Below are 24,867 nucleotides of genomic sequence, written 5' to 3' on the forward strand. Positions count from 1 at the left end.
GGGTGGCCGATCTGCTGGAGGCGACCGGAACAACGTCCGAAAAGCTTTCCCTGAGGCCCTTCTGAAGGAAAGGATTTCTTGTGACCCTTTCCGTCCAGCGCCCGCGGTGTGCTGGTGCCGGGCTTGACGTATCCCTGGCCGCCGAACGTGGCCCAGGGACAGGTCAAGCCCTTGAACTGGCCGGGTCCGCCCGTGGGCTTGTTACCTGTGTGTCGCCGGTGCGGGATGATGTCACAATCACCCGATAAATGTCGCAGGCCTCCCCTGCGGCCCGACCTGGCGAGACCGCCCCGGAGGCTTCCCCCCTCATGCCTGGAACTGACGCACGCTCCGGCACGGCGCTCTGGCCGGCCCAGCATGCCGGTCTGACGGTGCTGCCCATCTCGGCCGCCGATCACGAGCGCTTCGCCGTGAAGAACGCCGCGAGCATCACCCAGACCCCGGCCTGGGGCGGGGTGAAGAAGGCCTGGCGCAACGAGAGCATCGGCTGGATCGAGGACGGGGAGGTGATCGGCACCGCCCTGGTCCTCTACCGGCCGGTGCCCGGCACCAACCGCAGCCTCGCCTACATCCCCGAGGGACCCACCCTGCCCTGGGACCGCGTCCTCAAGGCACCGTCGTGGTGGCTCAACCCGTTCCTGAACCACCTGCGCTCGCAGCACGCGTTCGCCGTGCGCATGGGCCCGACCCAGCCCACCCGCTACTGGAGCACGGCCACGGCCAAGCGCGGCATGTCGGCCGAGGGCGTCACTCGGTTCTCGGAGCTCGAGCCGGACGAGACCTACCCCGACGGCGCCGCGCTCCAGCAGGCCCTCAAGGCCCTGGGCTGGGTATCGCTGGAAGACGAGTCCGGGCAGTTCACCGCCGGGCAGCCGCGCCTGGGCGTGCGCGTCGACCTGCGCGACCGCACCCCCGAGCAGCTCCTGAAGAACATGAACCAGCAGTGGCGCCGCAACGTGAAGAAGTCGGCCGCGGCCGGTGTCGTCGTGCGCCAGGGCGACATGGCCGACCTGCCGATCTTCCACCGGCTCTACGTCGAGACCGGCGAGCGCGACCAGTTCACCCCGCGCCCCGCCAGCTACTTCACCACGATGTGGAAGGCCCTGAACGCCGGGCCCGAGCCGGTGCTGCGGCTGTGGATCAGCGAGTACGAGGGGGAGCCGCTGGCGGCGGCGCTGACCGTCGACGTGGACCGCACCTGCTGGTACACCTACGGTGCCTCGACCTCGCGCCACCGGGAGGTGCAGGCCCCCACGGCCATGCAGTGGACGTCGATGCGGGCGGCCCTGGGGCGCGGGAACTGGGTCTACGACTTCCGGGGCATCGCCGACACCCTGGACGAGAACGAGCGCCTCGCCGGCCTGCTGCGGTTCAAGCTGGGTGCCGGTGGTCACGTGGTGGAAACCGTGGGCGAGTGGGAGTTCACCCTGTCGCCGCTGTGGCAGAAGGCTTTCCAGACGTACCAGAAGGTCCAGGCCGCGCGGTCCTGAGAACGGGGATTTACACCGAACCGGATATCGTGACCAGTTCATGAACATCGACAGGTCGCCACGGGCACTGCGCATCGCGCTGTTGTCGTACCGCAGCAAACCGCACAGCGGTGGCCAGGGCATCTACGTGCGGAACCTGTCCCGGGAGCTGGTGGCGCTCGGGCACCACGTCGAGGTGTTCTCGAGCCCACCGCTGCCCGAGCTCGATCCGGGCGTGCGGCTCACCCACCTCCGCAACCTCGACCTGTACCGCGAGCCCGACCCGTTCCGCACCCCGGCGCTGCGCGAGTTCACCTCACCGGTCGACGTGCTGGAGTGGGGTCTGATGTGCACGGCGGCCTTCCCCGAGCCGCTGACCTTCTCCCTGCGGGCCTGGCACCACCTGCGCTCGCGGCTGAGCGAGTTCGACGTGGTGCACGACAACCAGTCGCTGGGCTACGGGCTGCTCGGACTGCGGGCGCAGCTGCGCCGCCGGGGCGTCCCGCTGGTCGCGACCATCCACCACCCGATCACGGTCGACCGCGACCTGGAACTGGCCGCGGCCACCGACCGCCAGCGCCGCTACTCGCTGCGCCGCTGGTACGCGTTCTGCCGCATGCAGGGGCGGGTCGCCCGGCAGCTGCCCTGGCTGACCACCGTCTCGGCGGCCTCGCGCGACGAGATCGTCCGGGCCTTCGGCGTGCGCTCCGAACGCCTGCGGGTCATCGGGGTGGGGGTCGACGAAGAAACGTTCACCCCAGCCCTCGAAACCGAAGTGAGGACGCCCGCGGTGCCCGGTCGCGTGGTCGCCGTCGCCAGCGCGGACGTTCCCCTCAAGGGGCTGGGTGACCTGATCGAGGCGGTCGCCAAGGTCGCCGTCGAGCGGCCCGTCGAACTCGTGGTCGTCGGCGCCGCCCGCCCCGGCGGCCCGGCCGACCGGGCCATCCACCGGCTCGGCCTCACCGGCATCGTGCGGTTCGTCCAGGGGATCAGCGAGGAGGCCCTGGCCGACCTCTTCCGCAGTGCCCAGGTCGCCGTGGTGCCCTCCCGCTACGAGGGTTTCTCCCTGCCCGCCGTCGAGGCGATGGCGTGCGGCGTGCCCCTGGTCGTCACCACGGCCGGGGCCCTGCCCGAGGTCGCCGGTCCCGACGGGCTCACCGCCCTGCACGTACCGGCCGGCGACAGTGAGGCCCTGGCCCACTCGATCGGCCGCCTCCTGGACGACGCCCCCCTGCGCGCCCGCCTCGGCGCCGCCGGGCGGGCCCGTGTGGTCGAGCACTTCACCTGGCAGCTCACGGCCAGCCGCACCGCCCAGTGGTACAGCGACGCCATCGACGATCTGAAAGGTGAGGGCACGTGCTGACGCTCGACTACGACCGCCTCGACGTACGGGCCGGGACGACTCTGCTCGACCTGGGATGCGGGGAGGGCCGGCACACCTTCGAGGCCTACCGGCGCGGGGCCGACGTCGTCTCGCTCGACCTGAGTGCGAAAGACCTGGTCACCACCCGCACCTGGACCGGCGCCATGGACCTGGCGGGGGAGCCTCCGGCCGGTGCCCGGACCGCCCCCGTCGTGGGTGACCTGCGCTCGCTGCCCCTGCCCGACGAGTCGTTCGACCGGGTGATCGCCTCGGAGGTGCTCGAGCACATCCAGGACGACGCCATCGCGATCGCCGAGATCGCCCGCGTCCTCAAACCCGGTGGCCTGGCGGCGATCACGGTGCCGCGCTGGCTGCCCGAGCGGATCTGCTGGGCCATGTCGGACGAGTACCACGCCAACGAGGGCGGGCACGTGCGCATCTACCGGGCCTCCGAGCTGGCCGCGCTCTGCCGCGACGCCGGGCTGGAGCACACCGGCACCTCTCACGCCCACGCCCTGCACAGCGTGTACTGGTGGCTGAAGTGCTTCTTCGGGATGGAAGACACCCCGATCGTGCGCGCCTACCACCGGCTGCTGGTCTGGGACATCATGAAGAAGCCCCGCACGACGAAACTGCTGGAGCGGACGCTGAACCCGCTGATCGGCAAGAGTGTCGTGCTGTACCTGCGCAAGAGCGCCTAGGGCCGCGCACCCTGGCTGTACACAACGCAGAGGTCTCCGGCGCGACCGTCCGCACTCGTGACGGTGACCTCTGTGCGGACCGGGACGACATCATGGCGAGGCCGTCACGCACCACTGCGCGCCCGGGATTCGGGCCGAACCGGATATTGTGATCAGCTTATGGACACCGCTGCCGCTCGACCCCAGCCGCACGTCACCCCGTGCCCCCGGCCCGAGCGGCGGGCGAGTTGACGTTCCCCACCGCGGCCGAGGTGCACGCGACCGCGCTGAGCATCGCCGCAGCTCAGGAAACCTCCGGTGCGGTGCCGTGGTTTCCGGGTGGTGAGACCGACCCCTGGGACCACGTCGAATGCCTGATGGCCCTCGACGTCGCCGGGCTGCACGAGGCGGCCCGCTGCGGGTACGACTGGCTGCGGCGCACGCAACTCCCGGACGGCAGCTGGCCCGGCCGGGTCCGCGGGGAGATCGTGGTCGAGGCCACCGCCGAGACCAATCACGCCGCGTACGTCGCCGTCGGGGTGCTGCACCACTGGCTGAGCACCGGTGACGACGAGTTCCTCGCGCGCTACTGGCCGATGGTCCGCGACGCCCTGGGTTTCGTTCTCTCACTGCAGAATCCGGACGGCACCGTGGGCTGGGCCCGCTCCCCGAAGGGATCTCCCGACCCGGCCGCCCTGCTGACCGGCTGCTCCAGCATCCATCACGCGCTGCGGTGCGCGGTCACGCTCGCACAGGCCCGGGGGGACGGCAACCTCGCAGAGATGTGGGACGCGTCGGCGCACCGATTGCGCGAGGCGATCGTTCACCGGCCGGGCGCCTTCGTGGAGAAGACCCGGTTCTCGATGGACTGGTACTACCCGGTGCTGGGTGGCGCCCTGCGTGGTGACCAGGCCCAGGAACGGATCTCGGCCGCCTGGGACACGTTCGTGGTGCCGGGCCAGGGCATCCGCTGCGTGGCCGACCGCCCCTGGGTGACGGGAGCCGAGACCTGCGAACTGGCCCTGGCCCTGGCGGTGATGGGTGACACCCGGCGGGCGGCCGAGCAGGTGGCGGCCATGCAGCACCTGAGGGAGGCGGACGGCTCCTACTGGACCGGCCTCGTCCTCACCGACGGACAACGCTGGCCGGTTGAGCAGAGCACCTGGACCGGAGCGGCCATGGTACTGGCGGTCGACCTGATCAACGGCGGCAAGGCCACGACCCCAGCGTTCGGTACGACGGGGACGGACCTGCGGGAACTGGACCTCGACGACCTGGTGTCCTGAGCCGGGCGCCTTCAGGCCCCGTGACAGGAGAACTGCACCCGTCCTGTCGGTCGTCGCTCGGGTGAACCGGTCAGGGTTGGGGGGTGGTCGGTGTCCGCAGGCCTGCCGACGCGGCCGGAACAGGGTGGAAGGCGCCGGGTAGTCCCTCGAGGAGCGCGGTTTCGGCCACCTCTTGCACCGTGCGGACGAAGGCGGCCACCTCGGGTGAGCGCGACCCGGTTCGCCAGGCGACGGTCAGGGTCACGGGTTCCAGGTCTTCTACCGGCCGATAGGTGATGTGCGGGCGGGGGAATCGGGCCGCGATCCATTGCGGCACGAACCACACGATGCTGCCGACCTCGACCAGGCTGAAGATCTGCGCCAGGTCCCGGGTCTGGCGGTAGCCGGGCGGGGTCTCGAGGCCACCGAGTTCGGCGGCGGTGCCGTCGGGCAGCGTGCGCCCGGCCAGGTCGCACCGGCGCAGGCTGGTGCGGGCCGCGAGCGGGTCGGCGGCCGAGAGGGCGACCAGACGGGGCCCGCTGAGCAGGTCCTCGCGTTCGAGACCGGTCTCGTCGTACGGCGTGGGCAGGAGGGCCACGTCGGCCTGGTGACTGGTCAGGGCGGTGATCTGTTCTCCGCGCCCTCCGAGCAGAAGTTCCAGCGGGACGGTGTCGAAGGCGTCGACGATCTTCGGCAGCAGCCCGCCGTCGTAGTCGGCCTTGAGGGCCAGTCGCAGGGGCCGCTCGGGCCGCCCGGCGTCCTGGACGCGGCGGGCAATGGCCTCGATCTCCCCGATCAGCCGGCGGCCCTCGGTCAGGAGCATCTCACCGGCGGGAGTGAGAGTGACCTGGCGGGTGGTCCGCACGAGCAGCTGGGACCCGAGCTGCCGCTCGAGGTCACGGATGGCCCGGGACAGAGGGGGTTGCGCGATCCCCAGCCGGACGGCGGCCCGGCTGAAGTTCTTCTCCTCGGCGACGGCCACGAAATACTTCAGCTGCCGGGTCTCCAGGTCGTTCATACCTCCACGGTATAGGCCTAGAGGTAAGAGGTCTTTCCCTCCGGGTCGCCGACGGGCCTTCACTGAGAGGGCAAAGTCTTCTCCGGATAGGACGAACCATGATTGTTGTGACGGCACCGACCGGGAACATCGGCTCCGGCGTGGTACGTGGGTTGCTCGAGAACGACGAGCAGGTGCGCGTCGTCGTCCGTGACCCGTCCCGGCTCGATCCGCAGGTCGCCGGGCGGGTGGACGTCGTGGTCGGCTCCCACGCCGACGCGGACGTGGTCGACCGGGCGTTCGAGGGCGCGGACGCCGTGTTCTGGCTCGTCCCGGCCGATGAGGCCTCCGTGTCGATGGACGAGGCCTACTCGGGTTTCGCCCGGGCCGGCATCGAGGCCTTCACGGCCCGGCCGGTTCCGCGGGTGGTCGGGATCTCGGCGCTCGGGCGGGGGACGCCCGTGGCCGGGCAGGCCGGGCACGTGACCGCCACGCTCGCGATGGACGATCTGATCGCGGCCACCGGGGTGCCCTACCGGGCCCTGACGAACCCGTCCTTCATGGACAACTGGCTGTGGGCCGCGGGCTCGATCAAGTCCACGGGAACGTATTTCGGCCCCTACGAACCGGACCTGGCGATGCCGTCGGTCGCCACCGGGGACATCGCCGCCGTCGCCGTGGACCTGCTCCGGGACTCCTCGTGGACCGGTTTCCAGGAGCACCCGGTCCTGGGCCCGGAGAACCTGACCTTCACCGGGATGGCTCAGATCGCCTCCGATGTCCTCGGTCGCCCCGTGAGGTACCAGCAGATCCCGGGCGAGCAGTTCAAGGCCACCATGATGAAGTTCGGCAACTCGGAGGCCATCGCCCAAGGGCTGCTCGACATGGCCCTGGCCAAGAACGAGGGCCTGGACCTGAACGTCGCCCGCACCGCCGGGAACAGCACCCCGACCACGTTCGCGCAGTGGTGCACCGACGTCCTCAAGCCGGCCGTCGACGGCTGAACCACCGACCGAACCGGTGCTGGGAGCCCTCGCTCCCAGTGCCGCCGTGATCAGGAGCCCGCGGTGCCGGTGGCCCATATTGCGCTGGCGACCCAGGGCTTGGTCCAGTCGGAATAGACCGACGGTTCCGCACAGTAGATCACCAGGTTGGAGTCGGCCTGGGCGGAGAGGGCCGGATAATTGAGGCCCGTGCCGACACATTCGTCCTCGGTGTTGCTGGCCCACACGTGCCTGGCATAGTTCGCCGTGTACAGCACCAGGTTGCCGTCCCTCTGCAGGAGCAGCCGCACGGCACCGGACCCGGTGGTGTTGCTGGCCCAGATGTGCCGGGAGTAAATCTTTTTGGCGTAGTCACCCTTGGGGTACATGACCAGGTTGTTGTCGGGCTGCAACACCATGTCGACGTTGCCGAAGGACCAGTAGGGCCCGCTGCCCCAGGCCGTCGACCTGTCCAGCCAGGTGTACGCCAGGCTCAACGGGGCACGGACCTTCTGGGGCCCCTGGACATGGTTGGCAATGTAGGAGCCCGCCACGACGGGCAGACCTTCCGGGCCGGTCGCCGCACTGGCCGAACTCGGTGCGACCAGCCCAAAAACCCCTGCGATGGCCAGAATTGGCAAGAACTTCCTGATGAACACGCCATCCCCTCCGCGCTGTCCATTTCTGTGATCCCCGTGTGCTGCCAGCTTGCTACGAAAGGGTGTAAATGGGGTGCAAACGGATTTAGTCGCGGCGGCGCAGGAGTCGCAGGGAGTCGGTGCCGTCCAGTTCCTCGTAGTCGCCGCTGTCCAGGGCCGTGCGGTACATCCGGTAGGGAGCCTGACCGCCGTCGGCCGGGTCGGGGAAGACGTCGTGGATGGCCAGGGTGCCGCCCGGGGCCAGGTGGGGGGCCCAGGCGCGCAGGTCACGCTGGGCCGAGTCGTCGGTGTGACTGCCGTCGATGAACAGGAACGCCAGAGGAGTGTTCCAGAGCTGGGCCAGGGTCTCGCCGCGGGCGATCACGGCCACCACCAGGTCCTCGGCGCCGGCCTGGGCGATCGTGCGGCGGAAGGCCGGCAGGGTGTCGACGAGCCCGGTGGCGGGGTCGATCAGGGTGGGGTCGTGGTACTCCCAGCCGGGCTGGTGCTCCTCCGAACCGCGGTGGTGATCGACGGTGACCACCCGCGTCCGCACTTCGGAGGCGGCCGCGGCCAGGTAGAGGGCGGACTTGCCCATCCAGCTCCCGACCTCCAGCAGGGGGCCGACCGGTGGCGCGGCCAGCGCCGCGCGGTAGAGGGCCAGGCCCTCGTGGGAGGGCATGAAGCCCGGGGCGGCCTGGGCGGCGGCGAGAAGAGCGGTGGAGTCCGGCACGAGGGGAAAGCATAGGCTTCGCCCCATGGCTGGGAACCTGACCCGAGATGAGGCTGCCGAGCGTAGCCGTCTCCTCACCGTGCACACATATGCCGTCGAACTCGACCTCACCACCGGCCCGGACACGTTCCGGTCGGCCACGGTCGTGCGCTTCGACGCCTCCCGGCCCGGCGCCTCCACGTTCGCCGAACTGTTCGGCGCGAACGTGCTGGAGGCCAGCCTGAACGGTGCGGCGCTGCCCGCCGGGCAGAACGGTCGCATCACGCTGCCGGACCTGGCCGCCGAGAACACGCTGCGGGTCGTCGCCGACGTCGACTACTCCCACACCGGGCAGGGCCTGCACCGCTTCACCGACCCGGTGGACGGGCGCGTGTACCTGCACAGCCAGTTCGCCACGGCCGACGCCCAGCGTATGTTCGCCTGCTTCGACCAGCCCGACCTGAAGGCGCGGTACGAGTTCACCGTCACCGCCCCGGCCGACTGGGAGGTCGTCTCCAACGCGGCGCACACCTCCGTCGAGGAGGTCGCGGCCGGTCGCCGCTGGAGGTTCGCGCCGACCGACGTGCTCTCCACCTACCTGGCCGTCATCGTCGCCGGGCCGTACCACGTGGCCACGGGCGAGTACCGCAATGACCCCCTGGGCACCGGGGAGATCGTCATCCCGCTGCGCGCCCTGTGCCGTCAGTCGCTGGCGCCGCACTTCGACGCCGACGAGATTCTCGACGTCACCCGCCGCGGCTTCGACTTCTACCAGGCCGCGTTCGGCATGACTTACCCGTTCGGCAAGTACGACCAGGCCTTCGTGCCCGAGTTCAACCTCGGCGCGATGGAGAACCCCGGCTGTGTGACCTTCACCGAGACCTACGTGTTCCGCTCGCGGGTGACCGACGCCGAGCACGAACGGCGCGCCTCGACGATCCTGCACGAGATGGCGCACATGTGGTTCGGCGACCTGGTCACCATGCAGTGGTGGGACGACCTGTGGCTCAACGAGTCGTTCGCCACCTACGCCGCGGCCCTTTCGCAGACCGGCGCCACCCGCTGGACCGACGCCTGGGGCACGTTCGCCGACAGCGCCAAGGCCCGCGCCTACCGCCAGGACCAGCTCTCCACCACGCACCCCATCGCCGCGGACATCCCCGACATCCGCTCGATGGAGGTGAACTTCGACGCGATCACCTACCAGAAGGGCGCGTCGGTCCTGAAGCAGCTCGTGGCGACCATCGGGCAGGAGACGTTCCTGGCCGCGCTGCGCCGTTATTTCGCCCGCCACGCCTGGGGCACCGCCACGCTCGGCGACCTGCTGGCCGCCCTCACCGACGAGACCGGCCGCGACATGAGCGGCTGGTCGGCGCAGTGGCTGGAGACCACGGGCCCCAACACCCTGCGGGCCGACTTCACCCTCGACGAGTCCGGCGCCTTCTCCAGTTTCGCGATCGTGCAGAGCGCCCCCGAGGGGCACCCGACGCTGCGCTCGCACCGGATCGCGATCGGGCTGTACGACGACCAGGCCGGGGAGATCGTGCGCCGCCGGCGGGTGGAGCTCGACGTGCAGGGCCCGCGGACGCAGGTGCCGGCATTGCTGGGTCAGGCCCGCGGTGATCTGGTGCTGGTGAACGACGACGACCTGACCTACGCCAAGGTACGTCTCGACGAGACGTCACTGAACACCGTGCTCAGCTCGATCGGGCGCATCAGCGACCCGCTGGCGCAGGCCGTCAGCTGGACCGTCATCTGGGACCTGGTGCGCGACGCCGAGCTGTCGCCCGCCCGGTACGCCGAGGTGGTCATGGCCGGCGTGGGCTCGGTGAGTAACGCTTCGGTGCGGCGCACGCTGCTGGCCCAGGCGGTGTTCGCGGTGAAGGCCTACGTGCCCACCGCGCAGCGCCCGGCGGCGCTGACCGAGCTGGCCGACGGTCTGCTCGGACATGCCGTGGCGGCCGAGCCCGGTTCGCACGAGCAGCTGGCCCTGGTGCGGGCGTTCGTGGCGGCCGCGTCGTCGGGCGGGCAACTGTCGGTCCTGGAGGAACTGCTGTCGGACGAGGGGACGGGTCTGCTGGTCGGCGTGGTCGTGGACGCGGACCTGCGCTGGAGCTTGCTGCTGCGCCTGGTCGCGACCGGGCGGGCGGGGCAGGAGCGCATCGATGCCGAGCTGGCGGCCGACCCGACGGACAAGGGCCGTCAGCAGGCCGCGGCGTGCTCGGCGGCCATTCCCTCCGTGGAGGCGAAAACCGCTGCCTGGCAGGAGTTCGTGGCCGGTGAGCAGCCGCTGAACACGCTCCGGTGGGCGCTGGACGGGTTCTTCACGGCTGAGCACACGGACCTGGTCGAGGGGTGGGCGCAGGCCTACTTCGACGTGCTCACGCAGGTGGCCGACGTCTGGCCCAGCGAGCGCGTGCAGACCTTCGCCCGGGGTGCGTATCCGCCCGCCCGCTCGCAGGCCGACCTGCCCGCGCTGACCGAGCAGTACCTGGCGCAGGCCCAGCCGCCGGCCTGGCTGCGCCGTCTGGTGCTGGAGGGGCGCGATGAGGTGGTGCGGGCGCGATTGATCCTGGCGGGATAGGCGCTTCGGCCGACGGCGCTGGAGTCGCCCGTCGCTGCCTGTCGTGGGGCGCTGCCTGTCGTGGGGCGCTGCCTGTCGTGGGGCGCTGCCTGTCGTGGGGCGCTGCCTGTCGTGGGGCGCTGTGCGCCCGCGCATCGCCGCGTCTCGACGGTCACTGCGGGCCCACGGTGACGGGGATGTCCCCAGCTCGTTGTTGGTGTCAGGTGCGGACCCGGGTGCCGTGCGTTGTGTACACCTGGTACATCCGGTACCGGATGTACCAGGTGTACACAACGCAGCCGGTCCACTCCGGACCGTTGTCCACAGGGTCTGGGAGAGTCGGCGCCCATAGGTGGTGATAACAGGCTTTCGCTTTGGTGATCAGTGACCCGTAACCCGGCTTCGCGCCGTGGGTAGTCGGCAACGGCCTGTCGGCCTGTCGGCCTGTCGGGCGAGACCGGTGTGGCTCCGGGCGAGACCGAGGTGACAACGGCGTCCTCAGTCAGGTGTGTTCGGGGCCTGGCCGGGACGGTGCGCACACCGTTACCTTGGCGTCGCAACGTGTCATGCCGGTAGGTCACTGTCGACCGATGGGGGAAACCCGTATGTCCGCACGCTCGTCGTCCCTGACCGCCATCGCCGTGTTCGCGGCGATCGGCCTGCCCCTGGGCGGGATCGCGGCCCTGCAGCATTCCGACACCACGCCCCCGCTGGCCGGTCCTGGCCGCACCGACGTGATGGCCAACCTCTTCGAGTGGAACTGGGCCTCGGTGGCCTCGGAGTGCACCGATGTTCTGGGCCCGGCCGGGTATGCCGGGGTGCAGGTGTCCCAGCCGGCCGACTCACTCAGGCGCACCGAGCTGGGCAACGGCAGCGACACCGTGCTGCACCCGTGGTGGGAGATCTACCAGCCGGTCTCGTACGGGCTGACGAGCCGGATGGGTACCGAGGCGCAGTTCCGGGCGATGGTGAAGACCTGCCGCCAGGCCGGGGTGAAGGTCTACGTCGACGCCGTGGTCAATCACATGACCGGGCAGGGGTCGGTGTCTTACGGCGGCACGACATACAGCCACTTCGCCTACCCCGGACTGTACGACGCCTCGGACTTCCATCAGAAGGGCACCGACTGTCCCTCGTCCACCGGGGGGATCGAGGACTTCAACCATCTCCAGCAGGTGCGCACGTGTGAGCTGGTGGGTCTGGCCGACCTGCGCACCGACAAGCCGAAGGTCCAGAACGAGCTCGCCGCCTATCTGAACCGGCTCATCGGCTACGGGGTCTCGGGATTTCGGGTGGATGCCGCCAAGCACGTCGGTCAGGACGACATGATCGCGTTGCAGAAGAAGCTGAACCGCACGCTGGACGGCGACAAGCCGTACGTGGCGCTGGAAGTCTTCGGCGGGGGACCGGGAACCCTGTCACCGGAGGCCTTCACCGGGGCCGGGGCGGTGCTCGGGCTGGATGCGGACATCCAGCTGAAGAACGCCTTCAAGAGCTACCCGGCCGACGCCACCGGCAGCCTGGCCACGCTGCGGGACTTCGGTGCGGGACTGCCCCCCTCGGGCAAGACCCTGAGCTTCGTGCAGAACCACGACACCGAGCGCAACGGTGACTCCCTGAACTACAAGGACGGCGCGACGAACCTGCTGGCCCAGCAGTTCCTGCTCGCCTACGGCTACGGAACGCCGCAGGTCTACAGCAGTTTCGCCTGGTCGACCGCGGACGCCTCGCCGCCCTCGTCCGCGGACGGCCTCATCACCGACACCGACTGCACCTCGCAGGCGTGGGTCTGCGTGCACGCCGAGAAAGCCGTGACCGGGCTGGTCTCCTTCCACAACCACGTCGGCCGGGCACCGGTGACCAACTGGTGGGACAACGGCGGCAACGTGATCGCCTTCAGCCGGGGCAAGGCCGGCTGGGTCGCCCTCAACAATGACAAGGCGCCCCACACCGAGACGTTCGGCACCGGCCTGGCGGCCGGCACCTACTGCGACGTCACCCGCGGATCGGTCACCAAGGGTCGCTGTTCGGGCCCGACGGTCACCGTGGACGCACGGGGCCAGGCACGGGTCACGGTCCCGGCGAAGGGGGCGGTCGCCTTCACGAAGGCAGATCGGGTGTAGCCGCTGGCGGCACGTCGAGTGCCGCCAGTTGCCGGTCGAGGTGGGCTGCGTAGGCCTTGATGCCCACCTCGACGTCGGAAGGGCTGCGGAAGATGTCGTACAGCCCGTAGCTCTCGAGCACGGTGTAACCGACGAAGGCGTAGCTGGTGGTGACGCCGAGCAGCAGGTCGTCCACGCTCTTACCCCCGAGCAGCACACTGTCGGCGTTGCTGAACGTGGCCGCGGGAGCGTTCCAGGTGGAGGAGACGAAGAAGCCCCGGCCGTGCAGGTGGCCTCCCGTGCCGTACTGCCGGGTCGGGTCGGAGCGGGTGCGCCCGTCGGTCTCGAGGAACTTCTTGCTGTGGAGACCGGCGTTGAAGACCTCATCGACGTAGCGCTTGTAGATCCACGGGGCGCCGAACCAGTTGACGGGGGTCTGCAGGATCACCAGCTGGGCGTCCAGGTGCCGCTGCACCTCGATCTGGGGATCGTAGGAGTCCTCGATCCGGGTCTCGGTGACCTCGTGCCCGAGGTCGAGGAGGTGTGTTCTCGCGGCCTCGACCATGGTCCGGGTGAGGGCGCCCTCCGACCAGTTCGGGTAGGTCAGGTGGGCGTTGACGATGTGTACTCGCACGGTCTGGGTGCTCCTGGAGTTCTACGGAGAATGCTGTCGCCGTTCACTCTTCGCGATCACCGCTGACCGAGGCAGTCCCCGGCTACAGGGTTCATGCTGGTGACCCCCTCGATCGCCGGGGCGGCCGTAGATTGGCGGGTATGGACGGTCCGAACGAGATCCGCGAGTTCCTGATCTCGCGCCGTAACCGGCTCACCCCGGCGCAGGCCGGGCTGCCGGACTTCGGTGGGCGCCGCCGCGTGGTCGGTCTGCGTCGTGAGGAGGTCGCGCTGCTGGCCGGGATGAGCGTGGAGTACTACGTGCGTCTGGAGCGGGGCAACGCGAGCGGGGTGTCCGAGTCGATCCTGGAGGGCATCAGCCGGGCACTGCAGCTCGACGACGCCGAGCGCGATCATCTCTACGACCTGGTCCGGTACGCGAACCGTGGCGCCCGTCCCCGGAACCGGCGCGATGCCGGTCGCCTCGAGCAGGTCCGGCCGGTGGTGCAGCAGATCCTCGACCAGATGCGTGACGTGCCGGCGCTCGTGCAGAACGGCCGCCTCGACGTCCTGGCCGTCAACGACCTGGCGGCCGCCGTGTACGCACCCCTGTACGAGCAGCCGCAGCGCCCGGCGAACTTCGGCCGGTTCATCTTCCTCGACCCCCGGGCGCAGGAGTTCCACCGCAACTGGGACGAGGCAGCGGCCCAGACGGTCGCCCTGCTGCGTGCCGAGGCCGGGAGGGTCCCCCACGACCGGCGCCTCACCGCCCTCGTCGGGGAACTCTCCACCCGCAGCGATCACTTCCGGCACCTGTGGGCCGCGCACGACGTGCGCGAGCACCGCGCCAGTGTGAACCGCTTTCACCACCCCGTCGTCGGCGATCTGGAACTCGTCTGCGAGGGAATGGAACTCACCAACAACCGCGGACTCATCCTGATCGCCTATGCGGCCCTCGACCAGCCCTCGCAGGACGCTCTGCGCCTGCTCGGGAGCTGGTCGGCCGTGACCTCGGGCGAAGCGGCCGACCAGCTCTGACTAACCGTTCGACCGGGTGCTGGAGCTCTGGTAGTCGGTGTAGGTGTAGGGGTTGTCGAGGATCTTCGTCTCCGGCACGTCCGGGTTCATACCCTGCTGCCAGGCCTCCTCGCCGATGGAGGCGCGCAGGTGCTCCACGGTCTGCTCGACCGCGTGCCGGGCCGCGGTCAGGTCGATCCCGACCAGGCGGCCGTCGCGCTTCACGATCCGCCCGCCGACCAGCACGGTGTGCACGTCGCCGCGCCCGGCCTGGAAGGCGATGTGGCCGTGCGGGTTCAGCAGCGGGAAGGAGACCGGCGAGTGCTCGTTCTTGACCAGCACGAGGTCGGCCTTCTTCCCCACCTCGACGCTGCCCAGGTCGTCCTGGCCCAGGGCCGCCGCGCCGCCGCGGGTGGCCCATTCGACGACCTGGTCGGCCCGTAGCGCCGTGTGGGTGACGGTCTCGCCGAGGGCGTGCGCCTCGAGGTGGGCGCGGGAGCGGTCGGCCCCGAGCGTGGTGCGCATGGCGGAGAAGAGGTCGGCGCTCCACCAGACGCTGGTGTCCATCGACAGCGACACCGGGATGCCGTGGCGGCGCAGGGCCCAGGTGGAGGGGTAGCCCTGCCCGGCGCTCTGCTCGCTCTCGGTGGAGACCGAGACCGACCCGCCGGTGGCGGCGATGCGCTGGTACGAGTCGTGCGACAGGGAAGAGCCGTGCACGTAGACGGTCTCCGGGGTCATGAAGCCGTTCTCGTACATCAGGCGGATGCTGTCGTCGCCGGTGGCGCCCCAGACGCCGGCGTGCGTGGTGACCGGCACGCCCAGCTCGCGGGCCACCTCGAACGCGGCCCTCTCGGGGAAGGCCGGGTCGCCGGTCACGTCGAAGGCCAGCTGGAAGCCGAGCATCTCGTCACCGGTGATGCGGCGCTCGACGAAGTCGCGGAACTGGGGAGTGGCGGTCCAGATGTCGGGGGAGGCCTGGATGTTGCCGTAGGCCAGCACGAAGCGGCCGGGCACGGCCTGGAGGGCGTCGACCGCGGCATCGGCGTGCCCGGGGGTCTGCAGGCCGTGGGACCAGTCGACGGTGGTGGTCACGCCCGCGTCCAGCGCCTCGATCGCGCCGAGCAGGTTGCCCGCGTGGATGTCTTCGGGGCGGAACGTCTTCCCGTGCTCCAGGTAGTACCAGACGAAGTACTGGGTGAGGGTCCAGTCGGCGCCGTAGCCGCGCATCGCGGTCTGCCACAGGTGGCGGTGGGTGTCGATCATGCCGGGCATCACGATGCCGTCACTCGCATCGATCTCGATCGTGCCGTCGGGCAGGTCCCTCAGGTCCGGCCCGATCGCGGCGATCTTTCCGTCGACCACGAGCACGTCGTGCCCGGACAGCACCCGGCGGGTCGCGTCGACGGTGAGGACGGTGCCGCCGCGGAACAGGACGGGCCGGTCGGTGGGGTTCGTCATGGAGGGGCTCCACACTCACGGACGCATGTCCGCCATCGCGCCATTGGGATGAGCAGCACCTTCCGCCCGATGCCGATCCGTTGTCAAGGCTTGACCCGAGCGGCCCGACCTCGCAGAATCATTCAACGGACGAGTGTCCGCTGTGCGGACGTAAGGATTTCCTGACATGCCAAGCAGCTCTGACGGACCGCTCGCGGGGATCCTGGTCGCCGATTTCTCGCGGATCCTGGCCGGCCCCTACGCCACCATGCTGCTCGCCGATCTGGGGGCCGACGTGGTCAAGGTCGAGGGGCCCCGGGGGGACGACACGCGCACCTGGATGCCGCCGGTCCGGGAGGAGGTGTCCACCTACTACCTCGGGGTCAACCGGGGTAAACGGTCGATCGCCCTGGACCTGCGCCAGGAGGCCGACGCCCGGGTCGCCCGCGAACTGGCTCGCCGGGCCGACGTCGTCATCGAGAACTTCAAACCCGGCGGGCTGGCCAAGTACGGTCTCGACTTCGACGCGGTGCGGGCGGGGAACCCCGGGGTCGTGTACTCGTCGATCAGCGGATTCGGTTCCGGGGCGGGCAAGGACGTGCCCGGTTACGACCTGATGGTGCAGGCCGTCTCCGGGCTGATGAGCCTGACCGGTGACCCCGACGGATCACCGTTCCGGGCCGGTATCTCGGTGTTCGACGTGATGGCGGGCAACCACGCCACCATCGGCATCCTGGCGGCTCTGCGCCACCGTGACCGCACCGGCCAGGGGCAGCACGTCGAGGTCAACCTGCTCTCCTCGGCGCTGACCGGCCTGGTCAACCACAGCTCGGCCTGGGTCGCGGGCGGCGTGGTGCCCTACCGGATGGGTAACGCGCACCCGAGCCTGTTTCCCTACGAGCCACTCCCGACGGCCGACAACGACCTGATCGTGACGGCCGGCAACGACGGCCAGTTCCGCAAGCTCTGCCAGGTGCTCGGGGTGCCCGAACTGGCCGAGGACCCACGCTTCGCCGGGAACGCCGACCGCACCCGCAACCGGGAGGAACTGCGGCCGCTGCTGGTGGCCGAGCTGGCCCGTCACGGCGCCCTGGAATGGTTCGAGCTGCTCACCGCGGCCGGAGTGCCCAGCGGCCCGATCAACACCATCGACGGCGGGTTCGCGATGGCCGAGCGGTTCGGGCTGGACCCGATCGTCGAGGTCGGCGAAGGGGAGCGGGCCGTCCCGACCACCCGTCACCCGATCCGTTTCTCCGAGACCCCGGCCCAGTACCGGCTGCCGCCGCCGGGCCTCGACGAGCACGGTGACGAACTGCGCCAGTGGCTGGAGGCCCCCGCATGACCGGCAGGACGGGCACGAACGAGAAGTACCGGACCGCGCTGGGCGCCTCGTCCCGGCACCACATCACCCTGCTCGGCCAGGACCTGGCGGACGACGTGATGGGCACGGTCGGCTTCGGTGAGCTGGCCTTCTGGCTGGCCACCCAGCGCCGCCCCACCCCGGGGGAGACCCGGGTCTTCGAGGCCGTGCTGGCCGCCCTGGCCGACCACGGTTTCACCCCGACCGCCATCACCGCCCGGCTGACCTTCCTGTCCGCGCCGGACTCGGTGCAGGGCGCCCTGGCCGCCGGCCTGCTCGGCGGCGGCTCGCGGTTCCTGGGGGTGACCGAGGACTGCGGGCGGTTCCTGCACGAGGTTCTGCAGCAGGCCGAGAACCTGCCCACCACCGAAGCCGAGTGGGACGCGCTCGCCGTGACCGTCGTCCAGAAGCAACGGGCCGAGAAGAAATTCGTTCCCGGTCTGGGACATCACGTGCACAAGGACGGCGATCCCCGCACACCCCGGCTGTTCCAGATCGCAGCCGAGGAGAACCTGTTCGGGCCGCACCTGTCACTGTTCGCCGCGATCGGCCGCGTACACCCGCAGGTACTCGGAAAGACCCTACCGCTCAACGGGGCCGGGGTCTGCGGAGCGGCCCTGGCCGACCTGGGCCTGCCGCTGGAACTGCTGCGGGGCTTCGCCCTGCTGGCCCGCACCGCCGGGCTGATCGGCCAGCTGGCCGAGGAACTGCGCCGCCCGGTGGCAGGAGACATCTTCCTCTCGGTGGACCTGAACAACCAGTCCGTCCCCCCGGAACCCTTCGAACAACCAGCCCTCTGACGTCGACGGAGACCCAGCATGGCGCAACTCGTGGCGGTCATCGCCTCCACCCATCACCCCTTCTACTACAAGGCCAGCCAGGCGGTCGGTGAGGACCGGCCACCCTTCGCGGACGAGTGGGTCCGCAAGATCCTGAGCTTCCGCGAGACGCTGACCGCGGCCCGGCCGGACGTGCTGGTGATGGTGGGGTCGGACCACTTCCACCAGTTCTGGCTGGACAACATGCCGCAGTTCCTGGTCGGCAAGGCCCCCGTCTACGACGCGAACTTCTACAACGAGGAGCGCGAGTTCGGCCTGCCGAAGATGGTTCTCCAGGGCCACGAGGAACTCTCGGCGCACGTGCTGCGGCAGGGCCTGGACTCCGGCTTCGACCTGGCCTTCTCCAACGAGCTGCGGATCGACCACTCGATCACCTGCCCGATCATCACCCTGCGGCCGCAGGCGGACCTGCCGATCGTGCCGATCTACACCAACATCTTCGCCCCACCGCTGCCGCAGCCCCGGCGCTTCGTCCAGCTCGGCCGGGCGATCCGGGAGATGATCGAGTCCTGGCCCTCGGACCAGCGGGTCGCGGTGATCGGCACCGGGCACCTGTCGCTGGAGCTGGGTGGACCGCGCCAGTTCGGGCCGCACGGGCCCGATCCGGAGTTCGACCGCCGGGCGGTGGAGTGGATCGCCGGTGGGGACATCGAGAAGTGCCTGGCCGAGGTGAGTCTCGACAGCCTGCACCTGCCGGGCAACGCCACCCACGGCTTCATGGACTTCATGCTGATGATGGGTGTGGCCGGGCAGGGGAACCAGGCCGACTACGTGGACACGTACGACCTCTTCCACACCATGGAGGCGTACTTCACCTGGTACCCCGGGGGTGTGGCGTGAGCAGGTACCTGCTGAACAAGTTCCTCTACACCGTGGACCGCGACCCGGATCTGGTGGAGCGCTACCGGGAGGACCCGCGCGCAACGGTGACGATGTGGGAGCGCGAGTACGCCAACCGGATCCTCAACTGCACCACCGGGGAGTCGTCCACCTGGCTGGCCTTCGACGACATCGAGCGCGAGGCCCTGGGGACGCACGACTACCCGAAACTGTTCGAGCTCGGCGCGCACCCGTTCCTGACCCTCACCCTGTTCATCGCCCTGTTCGAGCGCGACCACCCGCCGATGGGCTACCAGACGGCCTATGCGCAGGCGCTGTCGCACATCACGATGCCCTACCCGGACATCACCACCTGATGCCCCCGTAGGCTGGCCCGCCGATCACTACCGCCGAAGGGAGGCGTCACATGCCCCGTGAGGGAACCGGCCCGGACTTCGTCGAGGCCCTGGCGCGCGGCCTCGAGGTGATCACCGCGTTCCGGCCCGGGACGTCGGTGATGACGCTCGCGGACATCGCGGCGGCCACCGGTCTGGCCCGCCCGACCGCCCGGCGGCTGCTGCTGACCCTGGAGGAACTGGGCTACGTGCGGGGTGCTGACCGCGGATACCGCCTGACCCCGCGGGTCCTGCAGCTGGGCGTGGCCTACGTGCAGTCGATGGGTCTGTGGGAGGTCGCCCGGCCGCACCTGGAGAAGCTGGTCGAGGGCACCGGCGAGTCCTGCTCCATCGCCCAGCTGGACGGGTCCGACATCGTCTACGTCGCCCGGGTGGCCGTGCCCAGGATCGTCTCGCTGGCCGTCCAGATCGGCACCCGTTTCCCGGCCCTGCCGACGTCCCTGGGCAAGGTGCAGCTGGCCGCGCTCACGCCCGGCGAACTGGAACGGGTCCTCGCCGAACCCAGCCGCTCCGGTCTCGTCGCGCGCTGGCAGCCCGGACCGGCCGAACGGGACGCGGTCCTGCGGGACGTGCGGGCCCGGGGATGGGCCATGACCGACGAGGAACTCGCCCTCGGCATTCGTTCGGTCGCCGCGCCGTTGCGCGACGGGTCCGGCCGGGTGATCGCCGGCCTCAACGTCAACGCCCATGCGGCCGAGACCTCGGTGGAGCAACTGATCGAGCACCACCTTCCGTTACTGCTGCACGCGGCGGGGGAGATCAGCGCCGACTTCGCCCGGCGCGACGAACTGCCGCTGGCCACGGTGTCAAGGTCCTGAGCACGGGAAAGGGCCGCCCGCCGGTCCTGCCCGGCCGGGCCTGATGGCGGGTGCAAGAAGTCCCTTCCATCAGTGTTTGTCAGTATTTCTTTTTCTTATCAGTATTCTGCGCTGGTGAACTTTCGTCGCAGCACCTTCCGGAAGCGCTACATCACCGGGGCCGCGGCCCTGGTGGCCTCCGTAGCCGTGGTTGCCCCGTTGGCTCCACAGATTGCGTCGGCCATGCCGATGGCGTCGAAGGCCACGAAGGCCAAGCTGTTGGTGTCGGCCACCCAGAAGGTGGCCGGAGGCGCTCCTGAGATCGATTGGCCGGGTGCCGGGCGGGCACGCCTCGAGGTGGCCGGCCTGGGCACGATCGGTCAGAAGTACAGCAGCGCTACTCAGGTGCCGATCGCCAGCGTCACGAAAGTGATGACGGCGTACACCATTCTGAAAGATCACCCGTTGGCCGCAGGGGCCAAGGGGCCGACCGTCTCGATCACCAAGAAGGATGTGACGACCTACAACCAGCTCAAGGCCGACGGTGCGTCGGTGCTCAAGGTAGAGGCGGGCGTCAACCTCACCCAGCTGCAGTTGCTGCAAGGGCTGCTCCTGGAGTCGGGTTCCAACCTGGCCGTCACGCTGGCCCGCTGGGACTCCGGTACCGAGGCCAAGTTCGTCGCCAAGATGAACAAGAACGCCAAGGCCCTGGGGATGACCGACACTACTTTCGTGGATGCGCACGGGGTGGACAAGAAGTCGTCCAGCAGCACCGAGGACCTGCTCGACCTGGCCCCCGCGGCCATGAAGAGCGCGGCGTTCCGCAAGATCGTGAGCACCAGGACGGTGAAGATCCCGCTGCACACGCTGACCAACACCAACAAGCTGCTCGGTGCGGACAACGTGATCGGGATCAAGACCGGCACCACCTCACCGGCCGGTGCCTGTCTGCTCTTCGCGGCCACCGACACCGTCGGCGGTAAGAAGTACACGATCTACGGTGTGCTCCTGGGGGTGAAGGGCTCGTCCGCCGACAAGGCCAAGCGTTTCCCCTACGCCAAGGCGATGGTCCAGACGGCCCAGGCCGAACTGCGCACGGTGACCCTGCTCAAGAAGGGCACAGCGCTGGTCTCGGTCACCGGGGCCGACGGCACGGTGCGCAGGTACGGCGCGAAGAAGTCCCTGGCCGCTCCGGCCTGGGACGGCCTGTCGTACAAGCTCAGCCTGCCCGCCGGTCTGGCCGCGGGCGAGACCCCGAAGAAGATCACCGTCAAGCAGGGTTCGCACACCTACTCGGCGGCGCTCGCGCGCGTCAGCTAGCCGGCTGACGCACGCAGGACGAGGTCCTCGGCCGAGGACGCAGATCCGCAGAACCTGTCCTCGGCCGAGGAAGCTCGTTCCGAATGCAACCTGGCGCCAAGCGGATTCCGTTCATATGGGCATGACCAACACCATCGCCCGCCGCAACGTCCTGATTCCCGCGGGGATCGCCGCCGCTGTGGCCGCCGGCGCACTCGCCTTCACCCTGATGGGCTCCAGCTCGCCGGTGGTCGCCTCGCCCTCGCACTCCACCACCACCATCTCCGCCGCCCTCACCTCGTACGAGGGCAAGGCCGTCGACGGCTTCAGTATCGACAAGGTCCCGGTCGGCTGGGACACGCTGGCTGCCGACCAGGGCAAGCTCGTCCTGGCCGACAAGAAGGCCAGCAACCAGGACCCGAACGAGTTCACCGGCAAGATCCTGGTGCACGCCGCGAACGAGGCGGAACTGTCGACGAAGTCGGACACGGGGAAGTCGGTGAAGGTCGGTGACGTCACCGGGACCCTGGACTCCTTCACTGACGGCGACCCCCGTCTGTGGGTTCCCTCCGGCACGTACACGCTGATCTTCCAGTTCCCGGACAACCTCGACTGGGACACGGCGACGATCGTTGAGTTCGCGGCCGGTGTGCACCTGACCGGTACCCCGGAGATCGCCGCCGGCTGATCGGCCTTCTCCCCGGTGGGCCGGTGTGACTTGGACCGTCACCCCGGCCCACCGGGCCCCGGCCCGGGGCTGAAATATCGGGCGCATGGGTGACAGACCGGCGTGACCGGACCGCGGGATCGGGTCAGCCGAGGGAAACTCGTTGCCGGTGAATGCAACCGGCGATCCGGCGAGTTCCGTCAAAGACGTATGAGTACTTTGGAGCCGCGATGAAGACGGGCTATGACGACGAATTCCGGGCCTTCGTCCGGGAACGGCGCGCCGGTCTCCTGGGCACGGCGACCCTCCTGACGGCCGGTGACCACCACCTGGCCGAGGACCTGACCCAGACCGCGTTGACCGCGTTGTACGTGAAGTGGCCGGCCTTCCGCCTGGCCCAGCACAAGAACTCCTATGCCCGGCGCTGTCTCGTGAACGCCTTCATCGACGAGAAGCGACGTCCCTGGCAGCGCCGCGAGCGGGTCACCGACGAGATCCCCGAGCATCTGGTGCTCAGCACCCTGATGCCGATCGACCAGGGCGAGCCGAACCAGCGGACCGAGGCCCTCTACACGGGCCTTCGGGCTCTTCCGGTGCGGATGCGAGCCGTTCTCGTGCTGCGGTACTTCCAGGAACTGAGCGTGGAAGAGACGGCGGAGGCGATGAACTGCTCGACCGGAACAGTGAAAAGTCAATCGAAACGGGCGATCGACAAGCTACGCGAACGGATGTCACCCCAATTCGCCGTCCAGGGATCCCACGGAGCTCACGATGCATGATCTGCGCGATCTGATGAAAGAAGCGGTGGCCGGCATCGCGAGCCCTTCGGACCTGGCGGTCGAGGCTGATGTCCGCCGCGGCCGTCGCGCCCGGGCCCGCCTGGCCCGCCGGCGCACGCTGGTCCCGGTCGGTCTGGCCGCCGGGGCGGCTGCCGTGCTCGCCTTCTCCGTGGCCGACATCGGTGACGGAACCGGGAACCCGGCGCCGCCCTCGTCCACCATCTCGGTCGCCCTCACCACGTACCAGGGGAAACAGCCCAAGGGCTTCTCGCTCGACAAGGTCCCGGTCGGCTGGGACGTGCTGGCCGCCGATGCCGGCCAGCTCGTGCTGGCCGACGAGGATGCCAGTAACCGGGACCCGAACGAGTACCCCGGCAAGATTCTGGTGCACGTCGCGAACGAGGCGGAGCTCTCGACGAAGTCGGATGCCGGGAAGTCGGTGAAGGTCGGTGATGTGACGGGAACCCTGGATGCTTATAGCGATGGTGATCCCCGTCTGTGGGTTCCCTCCGGCAAGTACACCCTGATCTTCCAGTTCCCGGACAACCTCGACTGGGACACCGCGACGATCGTCGAGTTCGCGGCCGGGGTGCACCTGACCGGTACCCCGGAGATCGCCGGCGGCTGACCGGCCTACCGCGTTGTGAGGGCCAGCGCGGCGCGGACGGTTTCCTCTCCGGCCGGCTGGCCCTGCGTGTTCGAGTACGGCCCGTACGGGGTTCCCCACACCGGTGTGACCGTCGCCTGCCGCCAGCTGTCGCTCAGCCGTCCCGCGTCCACCACCCCGTACCCGAGGGATTCGATGAAGGCGGTGACCGCCGTCTTCGCCGGCACCGAGTCAGCGGCGACGGGCAGGAACGAGCGGTCGGGGGCCCCGGCCGGGCGGGGCAGCGACAGCAGATGCTCGAAGAAGATGGTGTTGAAGGCCTTGACGATCCTGGCATCCGAAAGATATTGCAGCATTGGCTCGCTCGAAGTGGGTGAGGCGTCGTCGAGCTGTGGGACGGGCCGTCCCACCTGGTACCCGGCGTCGACGGCCAGTCGCGCGAGCGTGGTGCCGATCGCGCCGCTTCCGATGAATCCTACGGTGGTCAGGGTGATCGCCTTCAGCGGGAGGGGAAGTAGCGGCCGTTGTCGAGATCGCTGAGCAGGCGCGGCTGAACCGGTTCCCAGCCGAGGGTCTCGCGGGTGATGCGGTTCGAGGCCGGGTAGCTCTTCGTGACGATGTTCGCGAGGAAACCGAAGTACCCCGGCAGCATCAGTTCGTCCACGGGAATGCTCACCGCGGGCACCCCCAGACGGCTGCCGACGGCCTCGGCGATCTCGCGGAACGGGATGCCGCCGTCCTCGACCGCGTGCCAGTAGTAGCCGGCCGGTCCGCTCTCCAGCGCCCGGCGGAACACGGCGGCGGCGTCGCGAATGTGCACGGCGTTCCACAGGTTCGAGCCGTCGCCGGGGTAGCCGGCGACGCCCTTCTCCCGCGCGAGCGCGATCAGCGAGGGCAGGAACCCGGCGCGATCGGTCGGGCCGTGCACGATGTTGGCGATGCGCACGACCGAGGACCGCACGCCCTGATCGGCCAGGCGGATGACGGTGGACTCCACGACGTTGCGGGCCCGCAGGGTGCCCTTGTACTCGTCGCTGCTGGGCAGGGCCGGGTCGTCCTCGGTGGCCGGCCGGCCCAGGGCCCCGGGCGAGCCGATGCTCCCGGCCGCGACCAGCGGCTTGCCGGTTCCCGCGAGCGCCTCGCCGTACGCGAGCATGATTGGGAGCTCCGCGGCCGCCACGGCGTGGATCCCGCCGGAGGGCAGCAGATCCTGCCGGTGGGCGACGTGGACCACGCCGTCGGAGTCCGCGGCCGCCTTCTTGAGCCCGTCGAGGTCCTCGATGTCACCGCGGATGACCGTCGCGCCCTGCGCGGACAGTGTCGCCGCGGCCGTGTCCGACCGGGCCAGGCCGGTGACCTCGTGCCCGGCGGCGATGAGCTCGGGGACGATGTACGAACCGGAGTGGCCGGTCCCTCCGGTGACGAGAACGCGCACGGTGCTTC

Annotated in this window: 24 protein-coding genes; 17 read left to right on the forward strand and 7 right to left on the reverse strand. The window is 69.6% G+C overall.

The window, feature by feature from the left end; translation table 11 throughout:
- Positions 1-308: 308 nt before the first annotated feature.
- The 4 genes from QSK05_RS12950 to QSK05_RS12965 all read left to right on the forward strand — a co-directional run bounded on the left by QSK05_RS12950 (position 309) and on the right by QSK05_RS12965 (position 4,798).
- Entirely contained in the window at positions 309-1,490 is a 1,182-nt protein-coding gene (locus QSK05_RS12950; RefSeq protein ID WP_285597401.1) for a lipid II:glycine glycyltransferase FemX, read from the forward strand.
- 40 nt (positions 1,491-1,530) lie between these two features.
- On the forward strand, positions 1,531-2,832 hold the full coding sequence (locus QSK05_RS12955; RefSeq protein WP_285597402.1) for a glycosyltransferase family 4 protein: 1,302 nt from the start codon (positions 1,531-1,533) through the stop codon (positions 2,830-2,832).
- Positions 2,826-3,533 (forward strand): class I SAM-dependent methyltransferase, encoded by a 708-nt coding sequence (locus QSK05_RS12960; RefSeq protein WP_285597403.1) that lies wholly within the window; start codon positions 2,826-2,828, stop codon positions 3,531-3,533. Before QSK05_RS12955 ends, QSK05_RS12960 begins: the two co-directional genes overlap by 7 nt.
- A gap of 227 nt (positions 3,534-3,760) precedes the next feature.
- Positions 3,761-4,798: a glucosidase family protein gene (locus QSK05_RS12965; RefSeq protein WP_285597404.1), complete on the forward strand. Its 1,038-nt coding sequence runs from the start codon at positions 3,761-3,763 to the stop codon at positions 4,796-4,798.
- Positions 4,799-4,868: 70 nt separating this feature from the next.
- Here the strand turns inward: QSK05_RS12965 and QSK05_RS12970 are convergent, their stop codons facing one another.
- The gene (locus QSK05_RS12970; RefSeq protein WP_285597405.1) at positions 4,869-5,795 is read right to left on the reverse strand and encodes a LysR family transcriptional regulator; all 927 of its coding nucleotides are present in this window, start codon (positions 5,793-5,795) and stop codon (positions 4,869-4,871) included.
- Positions 5,796-5,893: 98 nt separating this feature from the next.
- On the opposite strand from QSK05_RS12970, the gene QSK05_RS12975 reads away from it, so the two are divergent.
- The gene (locus tag QSK05_RS12975; RefSeq protein WP_352301094.1) at positions 5,894-6,778 is read left to right on the forward strand and encodes an NAD(P)H-binding protein; all 885 of its coding nucleotides are present in this window, start codon (positions 5,894-5,896) and stop codon (positions 6,776-6,778) included.
- Between the two features lie 50 nt (positions 6,779-6,828).
- On the opposite strand, the gene QSK05_RS12980 is transcribed toward QSK05_RS12975, so the two are convergent.
- The gene (locus QSK05_RS12980) at positions 6,829-7,398 is read right to left on the reverse strand and encodes a hypothetical protein (RefSeq protein WP_285597407.1); all 570 of its coding nucleotides are present in this window, start codon (positions 7,396-7,398) and stop codon (positions 6,829-6,831) included.
- 103 nt (positions 7,399-7,501) lie between these two features.
- Positions 7,502-8,155 carry a class I SAM-dependent methyltransferase gene (locus QSK05_RS12985; RefSeq protein WP_352301097.1) on the reverse strand — a complete coding sequence of 218 codons (654 nt, stop codon included), beginning with the start codon at positions 8,153-8,155 and terminating at the stop codon, positions 7,502-7,504.
- On the opposite strand from QSK05_RS12985, the gene pepN reads away from it, so the two are divergent.
- Both pepN and QSK05_RS12995 read left to right on the forward strand, forming a co-directional pair.
- Positions 8,154-10,691 carry an aminopeptidase N gene (pepN, locus tag QSK05_RS12990; RefSeq protein ID WP_285597409.1) on the forward strand — a complete coding sequence of 846 codons (2,538 nt, stop codon included), beginning with the start codon at positions 8,154-8,156 and terminating at the stop codon, positions 10,689-10,691. The genes QSK05_RS12985 and pepN overlap by 2 nt on opposite strands.
- Before the next feature lie 569 nt (positions 10,692-11,260).
- Positions 11,261-12,793, forward strand: coding sequence for an alpha-amylase (locus tag QSK05_RS12995; protein ID WP_285597410.1), 1,533 nt, complete (start codon positions 11,261-11,263; stop codon positions 12,791-12,793).
- On the opposite strand, the gene QSK05_RS13000 is transcribed toward QSK05_RS12995, so the two are convergent.
- Entirely contained in the window at positions 12,771-13,406 is a 636-nt protein-coding gene (locus QSK05_RS13000) for an NAD(P)H-dependent oxidoreductase (protein WP_285597411.1), read from the reverse strand. The genes QSK05_RS12995 and QSK05_RS13000 overlap by 23 nt on opposite strands.
- A 140-nt stretch (positions 13,407-13,546) precedes the next feature.
- On the opposite strand from QSK05_RS13000, the gene QSK05_RS13005 reads away from it, so the two are divergent.
- Positions 13,547-14,422 carry a helix-turn-helix transcriptional regulator gene (locus QSK05_RS13005; RefSeq protein ID WP_285597412.1) on the forward strand — a complete coding sequence of 292 codons (876 nt, stop codon included), beginning with the start codon at positions 13,547-13,549 and terminating at the stop codon, positions 14,420-14,422.
- Here the strand turns inward: QSK05_RS13005 and QSK05_RS13010 are convergent, their stop codons facing one another.
- Positions 14,423-15,862: an amidohydrolase family protein gene (locus tag QSK05_RS13010; protein ID WP_285597413.1), complete on the reverse strand. Its 1,440-nt coding sequence runs from the start codon at positions 15,860-15,862 to the stop codon at positions 14,423-14,425.
- Between the two features lie 166 nt (positions 15,863-16,028).
- On the opposite strand from QSK05_RS13010, the gene QSK05_RS13015 reads away from it, so the two are divergent.
- The 9 genes from QSK05_RS13015 (at position 16,029) to QSK05_RS13055 (ending at position 23,445) form a co-directional block, all read left to right on the forward strand.
- Complete coding sequence (locus tag QSK05_RS13015; RefSeq protein ID WP_285597414.1) at positions 16,029-17,183, forward strand: CaiB/BaiF CoA transferase family protein; 1,155 nt, start codon at positions 16,029-16,031, stop codon at positions 17,181-17,183.
- On the forward strand, positions 17,180-18,001 hold the full coding sequence (locus QSK05_RS13020) for a citryl-CoA lyase (protein WP_285597415.1): 822 nt from the start codon (positions 17,180-17,182) through the stop codon (positions 17,999-18,001). Before QSK05_RS13015 ends, QSK05_RS13020 begins: the two co-directional genes overlap by 4 nt.
- A gap of 18 nt (positions 18,002-18,019) precedes the next feature.
- On the forward strand, positions 18,020-18,880 hold the full coding sequence (locus tag QSK05_RS13025) for a DODA-type extradiol aromatic ring-opening family dioxygenase (RefSeq protein ID WP_285597416.1): 861 nt from the start codon (positions 18,020-18,022) through the stop codon (positions 18,878-18,880).
- The gene (locus tag QSK05_RS13030; RefSeq protein ID WP_285597417.1) at positions 18,877-19,236 is read left to right on the forward strand and encodes a hypothetical protein; all 360 of its coding nucleotides are present in this window, start codon (positions 18,877-18,879) and stop codon (positions 19,234-19,236) included. The genes QSK05_RS13025 and QSK05_RS13030 overlap by 4 nt, the downstream gene beginning before the upstream one ends.
- Before the next feature lie 50 nt (positions 19,237-19,286).
- Positions 19,287-20,093: an IclR family transcriptional regulator domain-containing protein gene (locus tag QSK05_RS13035; RefSeq protein ID WP_285597418.1), complete on the forward strand. Its 807-nt coding sequence runs from the start codon at positions 19,287-19,289 to the stop codon at positions 20,091-20,093.
- Positions 20,094-20,207: 114 nt separating this feature from the next.
- Complete coding sequence (locus tag QSK05_RS13040) at positions 20,208-21,392, forward strand: D-alanyl-D-alanine carboxypeptidase family protein (RefSeq protein ID WP_285597419.1); 1,185 nt, start codon at positions 20,208-20,210, stop codon at positions 21,390-21,392.
- Positions 21,393-21,513: 121 nt separating this feature from the next.
- On the forward strand, positions 21,514-22,059 hold the full coding sequence (locus QSK05_RS13045; protein WP_285597420.1) for a hypothetical protein: 546 nt from the start codon (positions 21,514-21,516) through the stop codon (positions 22,057-22,059).
- A 209-nt stretch (positions 22,060-22,268) separates the two neighbouring features.
- On the forward strand, positions 22,269-22,817 hold the full coding sequence (locus QSK05_RS13050) for a SigE family RNA polymerase sigma factor (protein WP_285597421.1): 549 nt from the start codon (positions 22,269-22,271) through the stop codon (positions 22,815-22,817).
- Complete coding sequence (locus QSK05_RS13055; RefSeq protein ID WP_285597422.1) at positions 22,810-23,445, forward strand: hypothetical protein; 636 nt, start codon at positions 22,810-22,812, stop codon at positions 23,443-23,445. Before QSK05_RS13050 ends, QSK05_RS13055 begins: the two co-directional genes overlap by 8 nt.
- A gap of 5 nt (positions 23,446-23,450) precedes the next feature.
- Here the strand turns inward: QSK05_RS13055 and QSK05_RS13060 are convergent, their stop codons facing one another.
- On the reverse strand, positions 23,451-23,780 hold the full coding sequence (locus tag QSK05_RS13060; RefSeq protein ID WP_285597423.1) for an NADPH-dependent F420 reductase: 330 nt from the start codon (positions 23,778-23,780) through the stop codon (positions 23,451-23,453).
- Between the two features lie 143 nt (positions 23,781-23,923).
- On the reverse strand, positions 23,924-24,859 hold the full coding sequence (locus tag QSK05_RS13065; protein WP_285597424.1) for an SDR family oxidoreductase: 936 nt from the start codon (positions 24,857-24,859) through the stop codon (positions 23,924-23,926).
- Positions 24,860-24,867 lie beyond the last annotated feature (8 nt).

The sequence above is a fragment of the Kineosporia sp. NBRC 101731 genome, from assembly GCF_030269305.1.
Lineage (GTDB): Bacteria > Actinomycetota > Actinomycetes > Actinomycetales > Kineosporiaceae > Kineosporia.